Genomic DNA, 19325 nt, shown 5'->3' with positions numbered 1-19325 from the left:
GCGCGGCAATGCGGGGGATCGCGTCGAATTCATGCGTCGCGGACTCGAGACGCGTTCTTTCTTTGCCGATCTGGCTTTCCATCGTGCCGCCCGGCACCGCTTGCCGCCTGGACCTGCTTCTTGAAAAAAACGACCGGTTTGCTACAGTCGGCCCATGCCGCCCGATAGCGCTCGCCAGCCGGCGCTCTCGGATTTCAATCCGGGCCACCGGCATGGCCAATCTGTTGGAGCCCTCGATGAAGCCGATTCGTTTGCTGGTGCTGGCCGTGCTGCTGCAGGTGGTCGCGAACCCAGTATTCGCCGGCGACAAACTCGCGCAGATCCGGACCTCGGGCGTGTTCCGCATCGGCACGGAAGGCACCTATGAGCCGTACAGTTTTCACGACGACGCGGGCAGGCTGACCGGTTTCGACGTGGAACTCGGCACGGCGATCGCGCAGCGTCTCGGCGTCAAGCCGCAATTCATCGAGGCCCGATGGGAAGGGCTGCTGGCCGGTCTCGACATCGACCGCTATGACGCGGTCATCAACGAAGTCGCCGTGACCGACGAGCGCAAGCTCAAATACGATTACTCCGATCCGTACATCACGTCGCACGCGGTGCTGATCGTCGCCTCGGACAACACGACGATCCAATCCTTCGACGACCTTCTGGGCCGGAAATCCGCCAATACGCCGACGAGCCATCTCGGCCGGATCGCGGCGGCGCACGGCGCGCAGGTGATCCCCACGCACGGCTTCGAGGAATCGATCGATCTGGTCGCCGGGGGGCGCGTCGATGCCACCGTCAACGATTCGCTGTCGTTTATCGACTACAGGAAGCGCATGCCCGGCGTGAGGCTCAAGGTCGTCGCGGTCGATACGTCGGGCGAGGACAGCGGCCAGTCCGCGGTGCTGATCCGCAAGGGCAATCCGAAGCTGCGCGCGGCGCTCAACGAGGCGCTCGCCGGCCTGAGAAAAGACGGCACATATCAGCGGATTTCGCAGAAGTATTTCGGTCGCGACGTGTTTCGTTGAGCGCGTGGCGCCGTTCTCGCGGGTGAGTCGGTGCAATGAAGCGGTGACATGAGCCGGTGAAACGAAGCCGCAATAAAAAAGAAGGGGCGTTGCAATTGCAACGCCCCCTCCCGATACTACCGCGCGCCGCACCGATTACCAGACCGGCACAGCGGACCGGCAACGCACATTACTCACGCGCCTCACACGGTTGCATCGCTCAAGGCCGCTTCGAAGAAGCGCTCCTGCGCTTGCGCATTGGCACGCGCATACGCGCGATTGACACCGCTGATCACCGCGCGGATCGACGCCGTCACGAGGTTCGCATCGACCCCGACGCCGAACGCGCTGCCGGACACCTCGGCGCCGGCCATTTCGGCGATCGCGATCGCGCGGGCGTCGGCGCCTTGCGTGAGCGCGCGTTCTTCGTAGTGCTGGATGCGCACCGGCACGTCGAAGGCATGCATCAGCGCGTCGAGCGGACCGTTGCCCGCGCCGGACAGCACGCGCGCCGTGCCGTTGATTTCGACGTTGAGCTTGATGTGTTCGCGGCCGTCACGCTCCGACAGGCTGTGGCCGATATAGCGGACCGGCTCGGCCGTGCTCACGTATTCCTGCTGGAACAGTTCCCAGATCTGCGCCGGCGTGACTTCCTGGCCGCTCTCGTCGGTGAAGCGCTGCACGGCCGAGCTGAAATCGACCTGCAGACGGCGCGGCAACACGACGCCATAGCTCTGTTCGAGCAGATACGCGATGCCGCCCTTGCCCGACTGGCTGTTCACGCGGATCACGGAGTCGTAGGTGCGGCCGAGGTCGCTCGGATCGATCGGCATATACGGCACTTCCCAGATCGCGTCCGGCTTCTGCGCGGCGAAGCCCTTCTTGATCGCGTCCTGGTGCGAGCCCGAGAACGCGGTGAAGACCAGATCGCCGACATACGGATGACGCGGATGCACCGGCAACTGCGTGCATTCTTCGGCCGTGCGCGCGACTTCGTTGATGTTCGAGAAATCGAGTTCGGGGTCGACGCCCTGCGTGTAGAGGTTCAGCGCGAGCGTGACCAGATCGACGTTGCCGGTGCGCTCGCCGTTGCCGAACAGACATCCTTCGATGCGGTCCGCGCCGGCCATCACCGCGAGTTCCGCGGCGGCCACGGCGGTGCCGCGATCGTTATGCGGATGCACGGAGACGATCAGCGAATCGCGGCGCTTGAGGTTGCGGTGCATCCATTCGATCTGGTCGGCGTAGACGTTCGGCGTTGCCATTTCGACAGTGGCGGGCAGGTTGACGATCGCCTTGTGCTCGGGCGTCGGCTGCCAGATATCGAAGACCGCGTCGCAGACTTCCTTGGCGAATTCGAGTTCGGTGCCGCTGAACACTTCCGGGCTGTATTGCAGTGTGAAGTGCGTGTCGGGCTGCGCGTCGGCGAGACGCTTCATCGTGCGCGCGGCCTTCTGCGAGAGTTCGATCACGCCGTTCTTGTCGAGGCCGAAGACGATCTTGCGGAATTCCGGCGCGGTTGCGTTGTACAGATGGACGATCGCGCGCGGGGCGCCGCGCAACGATTCGAAGGTGCGCTCGATCAGATCGTCGCGCGCTTGCGTGAGCACTTCGATCGTGACGTCGTCGGGAATATGGCCGCCCTCGATCAGCTCGCGCACGAAGTTGAAGTCGGTCTGCGAGGCCGATGGAAACGCGACTTCGATTTCCTTGAAGCCGATCTGCACGAGCGTCTTGAACATGCGCATCTTGCGCTCGGCGTTCATCGGTTCGAAGAGCGCCTGGTTGCCGTCGCGCAGGTCGGTGCTCATCCAGATCGGCGCGCGCGTGATGGTGCGCGACGGCCATTGGCGATCCGTCAAATTGATCGGCTTGAACGAGCGGTATTTGGTAGCGGGGTTCTTCAACATTTTCATCATCCGAGGGTGAGACCGTGGCAGGTGTCGACCGGACGACGAAAACGCGATACTGGGCCGCCGGTCGGAAACCGGGGCTGGGTCAGTTACTGGGGAATCAAGCGGTTGCTTCGGTGTATCAGAGAGAAGCGGACGCGCGCAGCAGCAGACCTAGCCCGGTAGAGCGGGCTAGTAGTAGCGATAGGGTGGTCTGGGCGCGGTACATAGGGCGCAATGGGAACATATTATCGGGATGGAGTCAAGGCTCGTGGCTCGTGGCTCGTGGCTCGTGGCTCGTGGCTCGTGGGGCAGCGGGCAGCGGGCAGCGGGCTTTGCGCCGTGGCGGTCCCGCACCGCGCCGTCTACAGCCCGAATACGACGTGCAACGTATCGTTGTGCACGATCGTCGATACGCCGATCGCGAGCAGGATCGGCGGCAGCAGCGCCGAGCCGTAGCGGCGCACCGGCGCGCCGAGCAGCGGATGCTCGACCAGCCATACGGCGCCGGCGCACCACAGCCCGATCATGACGACGAACACGAGCGATACGAGCGCGTTTTCGCCGGCACCGTGGCTCGCGTACAGCGGCACATAGACGGCGAGATTGTCCGAGCCGTTGGCGATCGCAACGCTGGCGACGGCCCAGCTCGACGAGCCGCGTCCCGCGGGCGCCGGGCTGTGGCGGGCGGCCGGAGCATGCGCGGCGGGCTCGCCCGCATCGGGCTCCGCGCCGTTGTCCTCGCGTTGCGCGCGGGCGGGGCCGAAGCGCTCCCAGGCCTTGCTCAGGCCCACGCCGATCGGCAGGAACCCGAGCAGGCCGACATAGCCCGTCGGCAGGCGCGCGAGCAGCGCGGCGAGCAGCAGTGCCGCCGCGACGAGGATCAGCGAGCCCGCGTACTGTCCCGCGATCACGCGGCGGCGCTCGGCGCCGGCTTCGGTCAGAAACGCGAGCAGGACGAACAGGTTGTCGATATTGGTCGCGGCATAGGCGACGATTGCGAGCAGGACGAGGCTGAACATAAGGAAACGGATCGATACAGGATGGCAAAACCGCGCCGGGCCCAGTGGCCCTTCCGCTGGACGGCAACGCGGCCGACCCACACGATGCCGATGCGATCCGGCGAGGTCAAGCGGCATGCGTCAGGCGGCATGCGTCAGCGCCGGCGGGCGGGGCCGTAAGCTACAATGGCCGACGGCTAAAAAACGGAATGTCGATGAAGATGCGGATTCTCCCTATCGCCTGTGTCGCGACCGCCGCCGCGCTGCTGACGGCCTGCACGATCGCTTCCCGCAACTCGGGCGCATGCGAGCAACTGATGCGAAACAGGCTGGCCGAAACGTCGTCGGATACGCTGCGTGTCGCGCATCGCGGCGTTGCGATTCGCGGCTCGCGCGTGGTGGTCGAAGGCTCGATCGAGCATGTGCCGAGCGCATCCGAAGTGGCCGCCTCGGCTGCGGCCGCGGCGTCGGCTCCGCGGGCAGCCTTGGCACCGGTCATGGCCTCGGCGACGAAGGAAGCCTCGGCTGTCGCCGTGGCGGCCAAGCCTGCGGCGCCCAAAAAGGTCGTGACGCCGGCTGCCGCCGAATGCACGTTCCACGGCGAAGAGCTCGACGTATTCCGCTGGCTCGCGCCCGCGAAGCTCGCGGCACCGGCGGAGCAGGCGGACGGCGCCGCGGGTTGAATCGACGGGAGCGCTGGTGCCAGGGCGGCACCGGTTTCCACCCCAGTCCTCTTTCCTCGCCGCCTCGGCGCTGAATCCGTCAGCGCGTCGGCACGCCTCCTCACTCCCTCAAAATGCGTAATACGGCCCGGCTCCGGCCGCCGTATTACGCGACGCGATTGCCGTATAAACCCGTCGCCCGTAGAAGAACGGCAAGCCCCACGCGAAGCCCTGGCTCGACGTGCCCGCGAGGTTGTCGAACGCGTTGTTCGACGACGCGAACAGCGTGCTCGCATTGCCGACATCGAACGCGACCGTGTTCGACACGCCATTGCTTCCTGCGATCGACGCGTTCGCGGCTTGCGTCGAGCCCGGGCAGTACCAGATGCCGCACAGCGGAAACTGCGACGAGTGGAAGAAGAACCCGTTCGAACCGCTGTCGAGATAGCTCAGCGTATAGGTCTGCCCGCCCGCGGTCGTGGTCACGTAGCCCGTCACCGAATTCGCCTTGATGACGCTCGCGCCGCCGAGCGTGTTGTTCGCCTGCGTGCCGATGCCGAAGATCAGCGAGCCCGACACGCTCGCCGCGCCGGCATCGGCGACGGCGGGCAGGTCGATCACGACGCCGTTGTTGTCGAGCGCGAAACTGCTGACCGGGTTGGTCACCTGCTGAGCGACGGCCTGCGCACTGGCCGTGCAGGTGCCGCTCGTGGTGCAGCTGTAGTACCAGCGCGGCAGCGCGGCGTTCGCGCAGCCGCTGCCGCAATCGACGGGGAACAGGCCCACGCCGAGAATGCCGTTCGAGTGCAGGCTCGTGACCGTCAGCATCGCCGGGCCCGCGTTCGCGCAGTCGGTCGGCGCGGCGGGCAGCGCCGGATCGGCGATCAGATGCACGGGAATCGCGGCGGCGAGCTGGCCGGCCATGCGCACGTCGGCGGTGCGCACCGAGCCCCACGCGTAGCCGCTGCCGAACACCGCGCATTCGCTTGCCATGCCGCCGCCCGATGCCACCGCGGGCAACGTAAAGCCCGCGGGCAGTGCCGACGCGAGAATGCGCAGGCCGTTCGAGCCCGTGTCGACCTGGATGTCGTCGATCGTCGCGCAATTGCTGGTGCCGGCCTGGCAGATCGTGACGCTCGTCGTCAGCATGTTGCGCGTCATGCCGGGCGATACGCCGACCGTGACCGGCTGCACGTTCGCCACGTTCGATTGCGGCACGCTCGTGTTCTGATTCGAATTCGACGTGCCGGCGCTGCTGGGCGAAGACGGCGTGCCGCCTGACGAGCCGGTTCCGGACGGGGTGGACGACGCGTTGTTCGAGCCGCCGCCACCGCCGCAGGCGGCAAGGGCCGCGCAGACGACGAGGGCGAGGGCGTAGACACGGAGAGCGGATTTCATGGCGGGGTGGGCATCGGGTGGGGCTGAAGGGCGGCTGCGCGTTACTGGAGATCGTCGGCCGTGACGCCGGCCGGCAAGGCCGCCGGCAGCCACGCGCGGCCGACGTAGCTGCGCATCGGGCCGCCCGATTCGACGATCACGTCGGGCCGCGCGATCCGCGACGCATGCAGGTTGCCGTTCGCGGACGCCGCGGCCGCGCCCGCCTGATACGAGCCGGCGTACTGGCCGAGTAGCGCGTGCAGGTCCGGCATGGTCGGGCCCTGCCACGTGTAGGCGACGATCTGGCCGGTGCTGGTCGCGTATTCGTTGAGGGTCGTGTTGCCGGCATCGGTCATCGTGCGCACGCGCAGCGCGCCGTTGAGGATCGTGCGCGAGGCCGCCTGGGCGGGCATCGCGCCGCCGAGTTCGGCATAGGCGCCGGTGCTGGCGCAGCACGCGATGAGCGCGAGCGCCGCCGCACGCGCGGACGGATAAAAACGGGCTTTGAACATGGCGTGTATGCCTTGCGGGCGGGGGCGCCCGGGCTTTATTGAGATACGAATGAAAAATAACAGCCGGGTTTGGCTTCCTGTGACGTGCCCTGTCAGGCGCCGCCACACGCAATCTCAAAATAAAGCGGGATGTATTGCTTAAAGCCCTTTCAGAACAAGCGTTTAACCACGACGTAAGAACATTCTTAACGCCGTCTCATGACTGTTAGCGACCGTTAAATTTACCCGATGACAAAGCAAATAGGCGGGAAAAAACGCGAATTTTTTTAGGGAAAGAGGCATGGCGCACAGACATCCAGAACGAGACGCCGCCGGTGCGATGGGTGGACCAACCTGCGGGCAAACCCCAGTTTTTGCACACGCTTGCCCGGGACCGGTAAAATGTTGGGTTGATCCACGGAAACTTGCCGTGGCGTAGCGGAAGGATTCCCCGAACATGACTGATCTTCGTCTTACCAGGCGGTTTGCAGTAATGCTGATGGCGGGCGGGCTGGTTGCCGGCTGCGGCACCTCGTCGCCGAACAAAATCGACTACAAGAGCGACTCCCGGTCGAAGCAGGTATCGCTCGCGGTACCGCCGAACATGATCGACGAGACGTCCGATCAGCGCTCGCTGCCGCCGCAGGGTGGCGAAACCTCGCTGTCCACACTGAAGCAGGTGCAGGCACAGGCGCCGGCGGGCAATTCCGTGGTGGTCGTGCCGCCGGTTCAGGGCATGCATATCCAGCGCGACGGCACCGAAAGCTGGCTCGTGCTCGACAACAGAACGCCGGATCAGGCCTGGCCGCAAATCCGTCGCTTCTGGCAGGAGCAGGGCTTCCTGCTTGTCGTCGACCAGCGCGACAAGGGCGTGATGGAAACCGACTGGAACGAAACCCATGCGCAGATCAACGACGGCCTGATCCGCAACACGCTGTCGAAGGCGATGGGCAACAGCTACGTAAGCTCCGAGCGCAACAAGTTCCGCACGCGTCTCGAAGCGGCGCCGAACGGCGGCACCTACGTGTTCGTGAGCCAGAAGGGCATGCGCGAGGCGGTCACGGGTGCGAACAACGATTCGAGCCAATGGCAGCCGAAGCCGAACGATCCGGCGCTCGAGCAGGAATATCTGAAGCGTCTGATGGCATCGCTCGCGCTGGCCGATTCGCGCGGCGCGGCCGGCACGCCGAACGCCGAGCTGTCGCCGGCGGGCGCGCAAACCGCGCCGAACGCGGCCACGGCGGGCGCCAAGTCGGCGGCGGCTGCAACCGCGGCGCAGAACGTCGTGCTCGCGGCGCAGCAGCCGATGCCCGATCCGGACGCGCAGAATACCTCGGCGCAGTTTTCGTCGACGGAACTCACGCTGGGCGAGCCGTATGACCGCGCATGGCTGCGCGTGGGCCTCGCGCTCGATCGCAGCAACTTCACGGTCAACGACCGCGACGCGACCCGCGGCCTCTACTTCGTGCGCTACGTCGATCCGAAGGATCTGTCGTCGGCCGAGCAGGGTTTCTGGAGCCAGGTGTTCCACGGCAAGAAGGAAAAGGTCGCCAAGGAGTATCGCGTGAACGTGCGCGCGGTGACGCCTAACCAGACGCGTGTCGCCGTCGTCGACGACAAGGGGCAGATCGACGACAGCCAGCAGGCGAAGCAGATCATGAGTCTGATGGCCGACCAGCTGCACTGAGCGACGTTCGCGCGGCGAGGCCGCCGATTCGGAAGACCGCCCGGGTGAATCCCGGGCGGTTTTTTTTCGTCCGTTCGTTTGCCGTCCCGTTGTCCGTTTGCCGTTGCGTCGCCGTCGTATGCGGCGGCTCGCGGTTCATCGCGCTCGCCGCGTCGTCCTGCGCAACCGGTCGAGCCGCGCATGGCTTTTGCTTTTGATCCTGACAGCGACAGTCACCGGCCAGGAGCGGAGCCAGCCATGTTCGACGTGATCCCTTACTGGATGTGGGCAGTGAGCCTGCTCGTTCTTGCCTTGATGTGCGGCGCGGTGTTGAGCGTTCCCGAGCCACGCGAGCGCGGGCGGCCGCTACGACGAATCGCATCGGCGCGGGCGAGGCGGCTGTAGCGTCGACCGGCCCCGCATCCGTCCATGCACGTCCGCGATGCCGGCGTTTTCGCCGTGTGCAGCGCACGTAACGTGACGTTACGTTGGTGACGTAACCCGCGAAGTTCTCCGCCTTGCCGGCCATGCTTCGCTTCCTTTCTGTTTGAAAGAAAAATATCAATATAAATCAGACAGTTGTGGGCATCTGCGAGGGCTTCTCATAGCTGGCACGCAAGCTGCTTTATAAGACTCATGGGGCCGGATGGGATACCCGATGCGCATGCGCGGCGGATTCCACTTGCGTTTCAAATCATTGCGGTGCCGGCGTGCGAACCGGTACCGAGCCCGATAACGGCCTGCGCGTTGCGCGCGGCCCCGGTGGCCCCGTCGCCTATCCTCGTAGGGCGACGGTTTTTGCCCGCACTCCCTGGGAGTGCGGGCTATTTTTTCGTACTCAGGATTTGCAACGTAGCGCCGGATGGCCGAAGCGGCGGGGCGATTGGCACCGCGCGGGCAGGAAAAGAGGCTGCGGACGTCGAAGGCGTGCGGAAACGGGGGGGGCCGGCTAGGCGTAGGCCTGCGGAACTGCCGCCCGGCCGCCCGGCGAAGCCGCACCAGTACCCATGCGCTCAGGTATCGGCGCGCCGCGTTCCTGTCCACGGCAGACGCTTCACGACTCCCGTTGCCAGCGCGGTACCCAGCAGAATCACAGCGCAACCTTCGAGCATGCCCGGCGACACGGCCTCGCCGAGAAACAGCGCACCCCACAGAATGCCGAACACCGGAATCACGAACGTCACGGTAATTGTGCGCGCCGGCCCGATGACCGCGACCAGATGGAAGAACATCATGTACGCGATGCCGGTGCAGGCGACGCCGAGCCCGATCACGGCGCCCCATGCGCGCAGCGAGATCGGCGCGGCGGGCCAGTCGATCACCGCGAGCGGCAGCAGCACGATCGTCGCGCCGAGCATCGTGCCGGCGGCGACGGTCAGCGCATCGACGCCGGTCAGGTAGCGCTTCGTATAGTTCGCGGCGATGCCGTACAGCAGCGTCGCGCCGAGCGCGGCCGCCGCCGCGAGCGCCACGGTCGCAGGTGTGGCGGGCGAGCCGTCGGGCGCCACGATCTGGTCCCACACGAGCATCAGCACGCCGAGAAAGCCGACCGCGAGACCGAGCGTGCGTAGCGTGCTCAGGCGATCGCGCAGCCACAGGAAACCGACCAGCGCGCCCCACAGCGGCGTGCTGGCATTGATCACCGACGTCACGCCCGCCGACAGCGTCAGCTCGGCATAGGCGAACAGGCAGAACGGCGCCGCCGAATTCAGGATGCCGACCACCAGCAACGGCAGCGCGCGCGTGCGCAGCAGCGTGGCGGACTGTTGCAGCGGCCGTCGCGCGAGCAGCACGATGGTGAGAAAGATTGCACCGATGCCGACGCGCAACGCCATCAGCGGCGCCACGCCGAAGTCGTTCACGCCGATGCGGATGAACAGGAACGACGCGCCCCACAGGGCGGCGAGAATCATCAGTTGCAACAGGTTTCTGGCTTTCATTGGAAGGGCGCCGCGCGCGGTTGAGTCGGGACGCCTGAGCATCGTAACAGCGCGATCGTGCGAAACGTTTCAGCGTGGAATGAAACGGCAAGATGCGGGAGAGGGGGCGTCCGGTGAACCCGATCGTAAGCGTTGCGCGGGCACGCGCAAAACGAGCAATTCTCACCGATATGTGAGAAAAACTACGATACGACGGGCGGAGAGGCCGGCCGTGCCCGTGCCGAACCGGCGGGCACGTGAAAAAACATGAGGTAAACCACAGTCTCAGGGGGCCGCGGCCGAAGCGCATCCGCTTCGACGCAGCGCCAGAGCCAGACGTGGACGCAACGCCGGTCAACCTCGACGCGGCGTCGCTGTCACCTCAATGCAACCTCAAGGCAACGTTAATGCAGCGTCAATGCGGAATCATCCACTGCAGGAAATTCTGCTGCGCCCACACGAGCACGCCGAGCAGCACCGTCAGCAGAATCGAATGCTTGAAGGTCTTCGCGAACACGACACCTTCCTTGCCCTTCAGTTCGGTCGTCGCGACGCCGGTCGAGATGTTCTGCGGCGAGATCATCTTGCCCATCACGCCGCCCGACGAATTGGTCGCCGCCATCAGCACCGGGTTCAGGTTGAGCTGGTTGGCCGCCACCACCTGCAGGTTGCCGAACAGGGCGTTGCCCGAGGTATCGCTGCCCGACAGGAACACCGCGACCCAGCCGAGGAACGCCGACACGAGCGGGAAGAACGGCCCGACCGAGGCGACGCCGAGACCGAGCGTGTAGGTGAGCCCCGAATAGTTCATCAGATAGGCGAGGCCGACGATGGTCGCGACCGTCAGAATCGCGATGCGCGTCTGCACCCACGTATCGGCGATCGCCTTGCCGAATTCGCCCGGCGACAGCCGCACGATGAACGCGGTGATGAGCGCCGCGACGAGAATCGCGGTGCCGGTCGCGAGCGGCTGGAAGTCCCACACCGCGCCGTACGGCGTGTTGTACAGCGTGATGAAGACGGCCTTGTCGAGACCGGGCCACGGCACCTTGACGTCGCCGATCGTGAAGATCTTCGCGACGGTCCAGACGATCACGACGACCGACACGATGATCCACGGATACCAGCCCTGCGCGCCGCCGACCTTGCCGCGCACCTCGTTGATGCGGTCGACGTTGACCGCGAACTTCGGATCGACGGCGGGCTTCCAGACGCGCAGGAACGCGATCGTGACGATCAGCGAGACCATCGACGACAGCACGTCGGTCAGGCTGTAGTTCACGTAGTTCGACGCGACGAACTGCGTGAGCGCGAAGCTCGCGCCCGACACGAGCAGCACCGGCCACACGCGCAGCATGTTGCGAAAGCCCGCGTAGACGGCGATCACGTAGAACGGCAGCAGCAGCGCGAAGAACGGCAACTGCCGGCCGACCATTTTCGCGAGCGCATCGGACGGCAGATGCGTGACCGCGCCGAGCACCGTGATCGGCACGCCGAGCGCGCCGAACGCGACCGGCGCGGTGTTGAAGATCAGCGTGAAGGTAAGCGCTTCGAGCGTCGGAAAGCCGAGCATGATGAGCAGCGAACTCGTGATCGCGACCGGCGTGCCGAAGCCGGAAATGCCTTCGAGCAGCGCGCCGAACGAAAAGCCGACCACCACGAGCACGATGCGCCGGTCGTTCGGCAGGTTGTCGATCATCCACAGGCGAAAGGCCGCGAATCGTCCCGAGCGTTGCGCGATGTTGTAGAGCAGGATCGCGGTGAAGACGATCCACATGACGGGCCAGCACGCGAACACGGCGCCCGCGGCCACCGAGTTGAACGCGAGTCCGACCGGAAACTGCCAGATGAAAATCGCTACGACCAGACCGATGACGAGGCCCGCGAGCGACGCCTGCCAGGCTGGCCTGCGGGCCCAGCCGAGCAGCGCGAGCACCGCAATGATCGGCAGCGCGGCGACGAGAAACGAGGGGAACAGCGAGTTGCCGACTGGAGTGAGTAGTTGATGAAACATCACGTCTCCTTCGTTGTTGTTGGGATCGACGCGTGGACTGCGCGTGACGGGCGCGTCGCGGTAGCAGGTAGATGCACCCCGGTGAAACGGGCGTACCGGGCATCGCCTGATTTAAGCGGGTGCTGCATGTGGCTTCCCCAAGAATAGAGCGCTGCGCGGCCGCGTCAAGCCGGGAAAGTACGGGCGTTCGGAATGGCGTGGTGCGATGGTTCACGCATGGCGCATGTCGGGCGCCGGGGGAGAAGATGAATCGCGCTCGATGGGCGCGCGAGGCAGAGCGTGAAGGAAGGCGCCTTCCGGGCGAGGGCGCATGAGCGAAAGCGCGCTTGGCGCGCACAGTACGCCGCGTCGGCAGCGCATGAAAAGCGGCGGGGGCGTGGGCGACTGACGCATGGACGGCGGATCGCGTCCACGCGCCTGCTCAATGGTTGGGAGCCGGGCGCCTGACATGGCCCGGCGTTCCAAACTGCTTCAATGCCAGTGCCGTCCCCACCCGCCGCCCCAATATCCGCCGACGCCGATCGCAATCGACGGCCCGTAATAGGCTGGGTACGGATAAACAGGCGGCGGATAGTACGCGGGATAAGGCGCGACATAAACGGGCGGCGGCGCGGCGACGGCGTAACCCGGCGACGAATTCTGCGGTGCCGTTTGCGGCTGTGCCGGCTGTGCCTGCTGCTGGGCCGAGGACGGATTCGACGGATCGTCCGGCGCGCCCTGCTGGGCCGTGGCCGGCGTGGCGTAGTACGACGAGTAGTACCCGCCCGGATAGTAGCCGGCCGGGTAATAGCAGCCCGACAAGGCGAGCGCGATGGCCGCGCCGCCGCCGAGTATGGCGACGCGACGCGGGAGAGGCGAAAGGGTACGGATGGACGGTGTAGATTCGCGCGGCGGCCACGGACGTGCCGAGCGAATGGTGTTGACGACGCAAGGCTTCATGACACGCTCCTCGATGACCGACGCCGCCATGCGCGGCGTCATTCAGAGGAGCTTACGCTTTTGCGATGGAAGCGCTGTGGCAAAACCGTAACGGCGTATTTCAGTTCATTTCAGCGTCTGCCCGAGGCAAGCGCTGAGGTTTCCGCTGCTGTCGCAGGCGCCCGAAGATAATTCGGTATCCTGTACGAATCGCCGGGTGCTATCGAGTACTATCGGATGCTATCGGGCGGATCACCTGCCGATCTGATTGCCGATCACCCCACCCACCGCCGCGCCGCCGAGCGTCGACAAGCCGCTGCCGCCGATCACGGCGCCGGCTGCACCGCCGACGCCCGCGCCGATCGCCGTATCGCGCGTACGCGCAGACATGCCGCCGCAAGCCGCGAGACTGGCGACGACGGTTGCAATAGCGGCAAGCGAGCCGATGCGATGGATCGTTTTCATGATGCAGACTCCGGGATTCGTTGGACCTGTTCGTTGAACCGGTTCGTGGCAGTGGGGCTCTCCCTGTCCTCGCCCCCGATCGCGGCCGCGCGCGTCGGCGCCGGTTGTGCGAGCCGGGCGGCGACGCGCCGCTTTCGTCAGCGGATGTTTTCCTTCTGCATACCGATTCAGCACGGGGCGTGCCCGCTCTTCCGGCAGACGCAACGAAAAAGCCCGCCATTCAGGCGGGCTTCGATGCTGCGCTTGCCAAGCGACGCGTTCAGTCCAGCGACACGAAACACGAAACACAATGTGCCGCGAGCGAAACCGCTCACTGACGCTGATAAATCTCCGCGCCTTGCTTCATGAACTCGATCGACTTCACTTCCATGCCTTTCTTCAGCGCTTCGTCGTCGGTCACGCCCTGTTGCGCGGCGAACTCGCGCACGTCCTGGGTGATCTTCATCGAGCAGAAGTGCGGGCCGCACATCGAGCAGAAATGCGCGACCTTGGCCGAATCCTTCGGCAGCGTTTCGTCGTGGAATTCGCGCGCCTTGTCCGGGTCGAGACCGATATTGAACTGGTCTTCCCAGCGGAATTCGAAGCGTGCCTTCGAGAGCGCGTTGTCGCGCACCTGCGCGCCCGGGTGACCCTTCGCGAGGTCGGCGGCATGCGCGGCGAGCTTGTACGTGATGATGCCGGTCTTCACGTCGTCCTTGTTCGGCAGGCCGAGGTGTTCCTTCGGCGTCACGTAGCAGAGCATCGCGGTGCCAAACCAGCCGATCATCGCGGCGCCGATGCCCGAGGTGATGTGGTCGTAGCCCGGTGCGATGTCGGTCGTGAGCGGCCCGAGCGTGTAGAACGGCGCTTCGTCGCACCAGTCGAGCTGCAGGTCCATGTTCTCCTTGATGAGCTGCATCGGCACGTGGCCCGGGCCTTCGATCATCACCTGCACGTCGTGCTTCCACGCGATCTGCGTGAGTTCGCCGAGCGTCTTCAGCTCGCCCAGCTGCGCTTCGTCGTTCGCGTCGTAGATCGAGCCGGGACGCAGGCCGTCGCCAAGCGAGAAGGCCACGTCGTAGGCCTTCATGATTTCGCAGATCTCTTCGAAGTGCTCATAGAGGAACGACTCGCGATGATGCGCGAGACACCACTTCGCCATGATCGAGCCGCCGCGCGAAACGATGCCGGTCATGCGGTTGGCCGTGAGCGGCACGTATTGCAGACGCACGCCCGCGTGGATCGTGAAGTAGTCGACGCCTTGCTCGGCCTGTTCGATCAGCGTGTCGCGGAAGATTTCCCACGTCAGGTCTTCGGCCTTGCCGTTGACCTTTTCGAGCGCCTGGTAGATCGGCACCGTGCCGATCGGCACCGGGCTGTTGCGGATGATCCACTCGCGCGTTTCATGAATGTGCTTGCCGGTCGACAGATCCATCACCGTGTCGCCGCCCCAGCGGATCGCCCACGTCATCTTGTCGACTTCCTCGCCGATCGACGACGTCACGGCCGAGTTGCCGATGTTCGCGTTGATCTTCACGAGGAAGTTGCGGCCGATGATCATCGGCTCGCTTTCCGGGTGATTGATGTTGTTCGGAATGATCGCGCGGCCGCGCGCGACTTCTTCGCGCACGAATTCCGCAGTGATTTCAGCGAGGCCGTTCGGGCCGAACGCGCTCGCGCCGAACGCCTGGCCCGGATGCTGGCGGCCCATCATCGCGGCGAGCTTCGTGCCGTTCGGGCCGCTCGTCTTCAGGCTTTCGAGGTACTCGGCGCGGCGCTGGTTCTCGCGGATCGCGATGTATTCCATCTCCGGCGTGACGATGCCCTGCCTCGCGTAGTGCATCTGCGTCACGTTTTTGCCGGCGACCGCGCGGCGCGGCGTGCGATGCAGGCCCGGGAAGCGAAGCTGCGCGGTGGCCGGATCGGCGGCGCGCTCGCGGCTGAAGCTGCTCGACAGGCCGGTGAGCGGCTCGGTGTCGCCGCGCTCTTCGATCCACGCCTCGCGCAGCGCCGGCAGACCCGCGCGGATGTCGATCTTCGCGTCCGCGTCGGAGTAGGGGCCCGACGTGTCGTAGACGTAGATCGGCGGGTTCTTTTCGCCGCCGAAGCTGTCAGGCGTATCGGCCTGGGAGATTTCGCGCATCGGCACGCGGATGTCGGGGCGCGAGCCGGTCACGTAGACCTTGCGGGAATTCGGCAGCGGCGCGACGGCGGCTTCGTCGACATGGGCGTCGGCGGACAGGAACTTCGGGTTGGCGTTCATGCAAATCTCCATGCTAAGCAATGTGGGGCGGCTAAGCAGGAGACCGAGACGGAAGAGGTCGGAAATCGCGAGAGATGAGGCGGTGCAGCTGGAGTGCGAGATCCGTACGCTTCCCTGCGCTGGCATTATCCAGATCAGGTTCAAAGGGTATTTCTCACCCACGTGGCACGGACCTCCAGACACCGTGCGACGCAGGACCCCCGCGTTAGCAGCGCACACGATACACCGGCCGCCCGCTGTTTGGCAACCCATCCAGATAGATCAAGCGAGGGATTGGGTTGCAATCAGACATATCCTATTCTTGTTCTGACACCGTATTGAACAGCGATGGCCGACAGCGAAAAAACGCCCGCGGCTTATCTCGAAAAGCGCCGTTAAAACGCCGTTCAAGCTCCGTTCAAGCGGGTCGACCCATTGCCGTCCAGCCAGGTGCGGCAAGGCGGCTGTCCGGCGCGGCGATTCGCGCGGGGCGGCGTGCGAATGGCGCGAGGCGACTCGCGCCGATTGACAAAAAAGCGAGGTGTGCATGAAAGCGGAAACAGGGCGGTGGCCGGCGTTCGGCAGGAAGGCGGCGGTAGCGGCGTTGCTGGCCGCGCCGCTGGCGGCGTCGGCGGCAACGGGCGGGGTGATCCGGTTCGTCGGGATGGTCGTGGCGCCGCAGCTGGAAATCAGCGCGGATGCCGTGCCCACCGTCGCGAGCGCCGGCGGGGCGGCGGTGGCGGGGCAGGGGCTCGCGCGCACGGTGACGTTCGGCGCGTCGCCGGGCGTCGGCGGCGGCGTGGATGTCGCGCTCGAGGTCAACGGCGATGCACGCTCGCGCGATCTCGTGGCGGCGCGTTTCGTCGACGGTGGCGGGCGCGTGACCGCGGCTCGCGATGGCCGCTATGACGTGGGACAACTGGGCGGCGTGCTGTCGCTCTCGGCGCAGCGCGCCGACGTGGACACGCGTGTCACGGTGGTCGTCAGCTACGAGTAAGCCGCGAGGTCCGTGGCGCCTGCCAGCCGCTGTCGAAAAAAAATAAAAACAGGCTGTCATAACCGGCGGCGCGGTTCGACCAACGTGCAGATTCCTTGTGGAGCACGTCATGTCGACCGCGCGCAGCCGTTCAACGCTTCGATATTGGGTTTTATCTTTCGCGCCAGTTTTCGCGCTGGCGATCTTCCTTTTCAGCGCTGGCGCCGGCAGCACTCGCGCCTACGCAGCCGCTGCCGCCTGCGCGGCGCACAGTCCCGCGCATCGCGTGGCGCTCGTCGAGTTGTACAGCAGCGAAGGCTGCGATAGCTGTCCGCCCGCCGACCGCTGGCTCGGTCAATGGAAAAGCGGCGCGGCCGCGCAGGGCATCGTGCCGCTCGCGCTGCATGTCGATTACTGGAACAGCCTCGGCTGGACCGACCGCTTTGCCCAGCCTCGCTTCACCGAACGTCAGCAGACGCTGACGAAGCTCGCGGGCGCTCACACGGTCTATACGCCGGAAGTGTTCGTCGCGGGTCACGAACTGCGCGACTGGTCGCGGCGCGACTGGTCGCGGCGCGACAGCTTCGCGAGCCGCATCGACCGGCTCGTCGCCGAACCGGCGCAGGCGAGCATCGCGCTTGCGTTGACGCCGCGCATGCCCGGCGCGTTCGATGTCGATGCGCAATTTCGCAGCGCGGCCGCATCCGCCGCAAATCCGTTGAGCGCCTATCTCGCGGTCTACGAAAACTCGCTGATGTCGCAGGTCGGCGCCGGCGAAAACCGCGGCGCGACGCTGCATCACGAGCGGGTCGTGCGGCAGTGGCTCGGTCCCATACCGCTCGTCGCGGGCCATGCGCGGATCAGGCAGGACATCCGCATCGAGGACGCGCCGGCCGATGCTGGCACCAACGCCAACGCCAACGCCAACGCCAACGCCAACGCCAACGCCAACGCCAACGCCAACGCCAACGCCAACGCCAACGCCAACGACCGCTTCGGCGTGGTCGCCTTCGTCGAGAACGACGCGACCGGTGACGTGCTGCAAGCCACCGAACTGGCCGCCTGCCATTGAACACCATCCAGCCACCACTCCGGATTGCCCCATCCGCCTCAGGAGAGTCCCATGTCCACGCCCCACACCTTGCGCGACAGCGCGCCCCCCGCGACCCCGAACCGGCACCGCGCGATCCATCCGCTGTGGGTGCGCGTCACGCACTGGCTCAACGCGCTCGCGGCCATCGTGATGATGCTGTCGGGCTGGCGCATTTACGACGCCTCGCCGATTTTCCCGGCCTTCAGCTTTCCGACCGCGATCACGCTCGGCGGCTGGCTCGGCGGCGCGCTGCAATGGCACTTCGCGGCGATGTGGCTGCTCGTGTTCAACGGACTCGTCTATCTCGCGCTGAATCTCGCGAGCGGCCGCCTCGTGCGCAAGTTTCTGCCGCTGACGCCGCGCGCGGTGCTGCGCGACTTCGTCGCCGCCTTGCGCGGCCGGCTCTCGCATGCCGATCTGCGCGACTACAACGCGGTGCAGAAGCTCGCCTATCTGTTCGCGATCGTCGATCTGATCGTGCTGGTGCTGTCGGGGCTCGCGATCTGGAAGTCGGTGCAGTTTCCGCTGCTGCGCGAGCTGATGGGCGGCTATGACAACGCGCGCATCGTCCATTTCACGGCGATGTCGCTGCTGGCCGCGTTCCTCGCCGTGCATCTGGCGATGGTGGCGCTCGTGCCGCGCTCGCTGCTCGCGATGCTGCGCGGCCGCTGAGCCGCATGCAAGCGCAGGCTCCCGGACAACCCGCAATGACACACCCGACACACCCGACACACCCGAACCACAGCATGCACAACGTTACGGATGGCGAATCATGACCAAGCCCGATGATCGATCCACGCAACGCGGCCTCCAGCGGCTGGACCGCGCCTCGATCCTGCTCGATGCGAAGCGCGAACTCGCGATGCCGTCGCGGCGTCTGTTCGGCAAGCAGTTGCTGACGCTCGGCGGTTTGTCGATGCTGACCGGCTGCTCGCTGACCGACGACGCCTCGGTCAACCGCTTCCTCACCGCCGTCTCGCGCCTGAACGACCGCGCGCAGGCCGCGCTGTTCGATCCGCGGCAACTCGCGCCGACCTACACCGAGACGCAGATCACGCGGCCGTTTCCGTTCAACGCGTTCTACGGCATCGATGACGTGCCGCACGTGGACGGCGCCGACTACCGCCTCAAGGTGAGCGGCCTCGTCACCGGCCAGCGCGTCTGGACCCTGCCCGAGCTGTATGCGTTGCCGCATGCCGAGCAGATCACGCGGCATATCTGCGTGGAAGGATGGAGCGCGATCGGCCGCTGGGGCGGCACGCCGTTCGGCGATTTTCTGCGGCGCATCGGCGCGGATACGAGCGCGAAATACGTCGGCTTCAAATGCGCGGACGACTACTACGAAAGCATCGACATGGCAACCGCGCTGCATCCGCAAACGCTGCTGACGTTCTCGTACGACGGCGAGCAACTGCCCGCGAAGTACGGCTACCCGATGAAGCTGCGCATGCCGACCAAGCTCGGCTACAAGAATCCGAAACACATCGTCGAGATGTTCGTCACCAACACCTACCCTGGCGGCTACTGGGTCGACCAGGGCTACAACTGGTTCGGAGGCTCCTGACGCACGCGTCGGCGGCTTCGGAAATACGCCGGCCCGCGCCGGTTTCGCTTGATTTACCCCCACCCACTGAC

Annotated in this window: 17 protein-coding genes and 1 riboswitch; of the genes, 8 read left to right on the top strand and 9 right to left on the bottom strand. The window is 65.6% G+C overall.

Annotated features, from left to right (window positions below; translation table 11 throughout):
* Positions 1-236: 236 nt before the first annotated feature.
* Positions 237-1016, top strand: a complete 780-nt coding sequence (locus F3J20_RS09475; protein WP_167043466.1) for an amino acid ABC transporter substrate-binding protein — start codon at positions 237-239, stop codon at positions 1014-1016.
* A gap of 182 nt (positions 1017-1198) precedes the next feature.
* Here the strand turns inward: F3J20_RS09475 and leuA are convergent, their stop codons facing one another.
* Together leuA and F3J20_RS09465 are read right to left on the bottom strand one after the other, a co-directional pair.
* Complete coding sequence (gene leuA / locus F3J20_RS09470; RefSeq protein WP_167283257.1) at positions 1199-2905, bottom strand: 2-isopropylmalate synthase; 1707 nt, start codon at positions 2903-2905, stop codon at positions 1199-1201.
* A 347-nt stretch (positions 2906-3252) separates the two neighbouring features.
* On the bottom strand, positions 3253-3909 hold the full coding sequence (locus F3J20_RS09465; protein ID WP_167283256.1) for a cadmium resistance transporter: 657 nt from the start codon (positions 3907-3909) through the stop codon (positions 3253-3255).
* A gap of 194 nt (positions 3910-4103) precedes the next feature.
* On the opposite strand from F3J20_RS09465, the gene F3J20_RS09460 reads away from it, so the two are divergent.
* Complete coding sequence (locus tag F3J20_RS09460; RefSeq protein WP_167283255.1) at positions 4104-4571, top strand: hypothetical protein; 468 nt, start codon at positions 4104-4106, stop codon at positions 4569-4571.
* Between the two features lie 108 nt (positions 4572-4679).
* Here F3J20_RS09460 and F3J20_RS09455 read toward each other — a convergent pair whose 3' ends face one another.
* Positions 4680-5948: a DUF3443 domain-containing protein gene (locus F3J20_RS09455; protein WP_167283254.1), complete on the bottom strand. Its 1269-nt coding sequence runs from the start codon at positions 5946-5948 to the stop codon at positions 4680-4682.
* A gap of 41 nt (positions 5949-5989) precedes the next feature.
* On the bottom strand, positions 5990-6439 hold the full coding sequence (locus F3J20_RS09450; RefSeq protein WP_167043456.1) for a DUF2844 domain-containing protein: 450 nt from the start codon (positions 6437-6439) through the stop codon (positions 5990-5992).
* A 436-nt stretch (positions 6440-6875) separates the two neighbouring features.
* On the opposite strand from F3J20_RS09450, the gene bamC reads away from it, so the two are divergent.
* Both bamC and F3J20_RS09440 read left to right on the top strand, forming a co-directional pair.
* Positions 6876-8105, top strand: a complete 1230-nt coding sequence (gene bamC, locus F3J20_RS09445; RefSeq protein ID WP_167043454.1) for an outer membrane protein assembly factor BamC — start codon at positions 6876-6878, stop codon at positions 8103-8105.
* Positions 8106-8342: 237 nt separating this feature from the next.
* Positions 8343-8489, top strand: coding sequence for a hypothetical protein (locus tag F3J20_RS09440; RefSeq protein ID WP_167043452.1), 147 nt, complete (start codon positions 8343-8345; stop codon positions 8487-8489).
* A gap of 608 nt (positions 8490-9097) precedes the next feature.
* Here the strand turns inward: F3J20_RS09440 and F3J20_RS09435 are convergent.
* The 5 genes from F3J20_RS09435 to thiC all read right to left on the bottom strand — a co-directional run bounded on the left by F3J20_RS09435 (position 9098) and on the right by thiC (position 15642).
* Positions 9098-10024, bottom strand: a complete 927-nt coding sequence (locus F3J20_RS09435; protein WP_167043450.1) for a DMT family transporter — start codon at positions 10022-10024, stop codon at positions 9098-9100.
* A gap of 394 nt (positions 10025-10418) precedes the next feature.
* Positions 10419-12017, bottom strand: a complete 1599-nt coding sequence (locus F3J20_RS09430; RefSeq protein ID WP_167043448.1) for an L-lactate permease — start codon at positions 12015-12017, stop codon at positions 10419-10421.
* 471 nt (positions 12018-12488) lie between these two features.
* A complete protein-coding gene (locus F3J20_RS09425) occupies positions 12489-12956 on the bottom strand; it encodes a hypothetical protein (protein ID WP_167283253.1) in 468 nt (155 codons plus the stop codon).
* Between the two features lie 231 nt (positions 12957-13187).
* Positions 13188-13400, bottom strand: coding sequence for a glycine zipper 2TM domain-containing protein (locus tag F3J20_RS09420; RefSeq protein WP_167043444.1), 213 nt, complete (start codon positions 13398-13400; stop codon positions 13188-13190).
* A 310-nt stretch (positions 13401-13710) separates the two neighbouring features.
* Entirely contained in the window at positions 13711-15642 is a 1932-nt protein-coding gene (gene thiC / locus F3J20_RS09415; RefSeq protein ID WP_167283252.1) for a phosphomethylpyrimidine synthase ThiC, read from the bottom strand.
* Positions 15643-15735: 93 nt separating this feature from the next.
* Positions 15736-15854, bottom strand: a riboswitch (TPP riboswitch).
* Positions 15855-16168: 314 nt separating this feature from the next.
* Here thiC and F3J20_RS09410 point away from each other — a divergent pair.
* From F3J20_RS09410 to F3J20_RS09395, 4 genes are all read left to right on the top strand, one after another.
* Complete coding sequence (locus F3J20_RS09410; protein WP_167283251.1) at positions 16169-16618, top strand: hypothetical protein; 450 nt, start codon at positions 16169-16171, stop codon at positions 16616-16618.
* A 109-nt stretch (positions 16619-16727) separates the two neighbouring features.
* Positions 16728-17669 (top strand): DUF1223 domain-containing protein, encoded by a 942-nt coding sequence (locus F3J20_RS09405; RefSeq protein ID WP_167283250.1) that lies wholly within the window; start codon positions 16728-16730, stop codon positions 17667-17669.
* A 51-nt stretch (positions 17670-17720) separates the two neighbouring features.
* Positions 17721-18362: a cytochrome b/b6 domain-containing protein gene (locus F3J20_RS09400; RefSeq protein ID WP_167283249.1), complete on the top strand. Its 642-nt coding sequence runs from the start codon at positions 17721-17723 to the stop codon at positions 18360-18362.
* Between the two features lie 100 nt (positions 18363-18462).
* Positions 18463-19254, top strand: coding sequence for a molybdopterin-dependent oxidoreductase (locus F3J20_RS09395; RefSeq protein WP_167283248.1), 792 nt, complete (start codon positions 18463-18465; stop codon positions 19252-19254).
* Positions 19255-19325 lie beyond the last annotated feature (71 nt).

The sequence above is a fragment of the Paraburkholderia sp. Cy-641 genome (assembly GCF_011752945.1).
Taxonomy (GTDB): domain Bacteria; phylum Pseudomonadota; class Gammaproteobacteria; order Burkholderiales; family Burkholderiaceae; genus Paraburkholderia.
The sequence above is the reverse complement of the archived record's forward strand: the minus strand, read 5'-3'. Positions and strand labels throughout refer to the sequence as shown.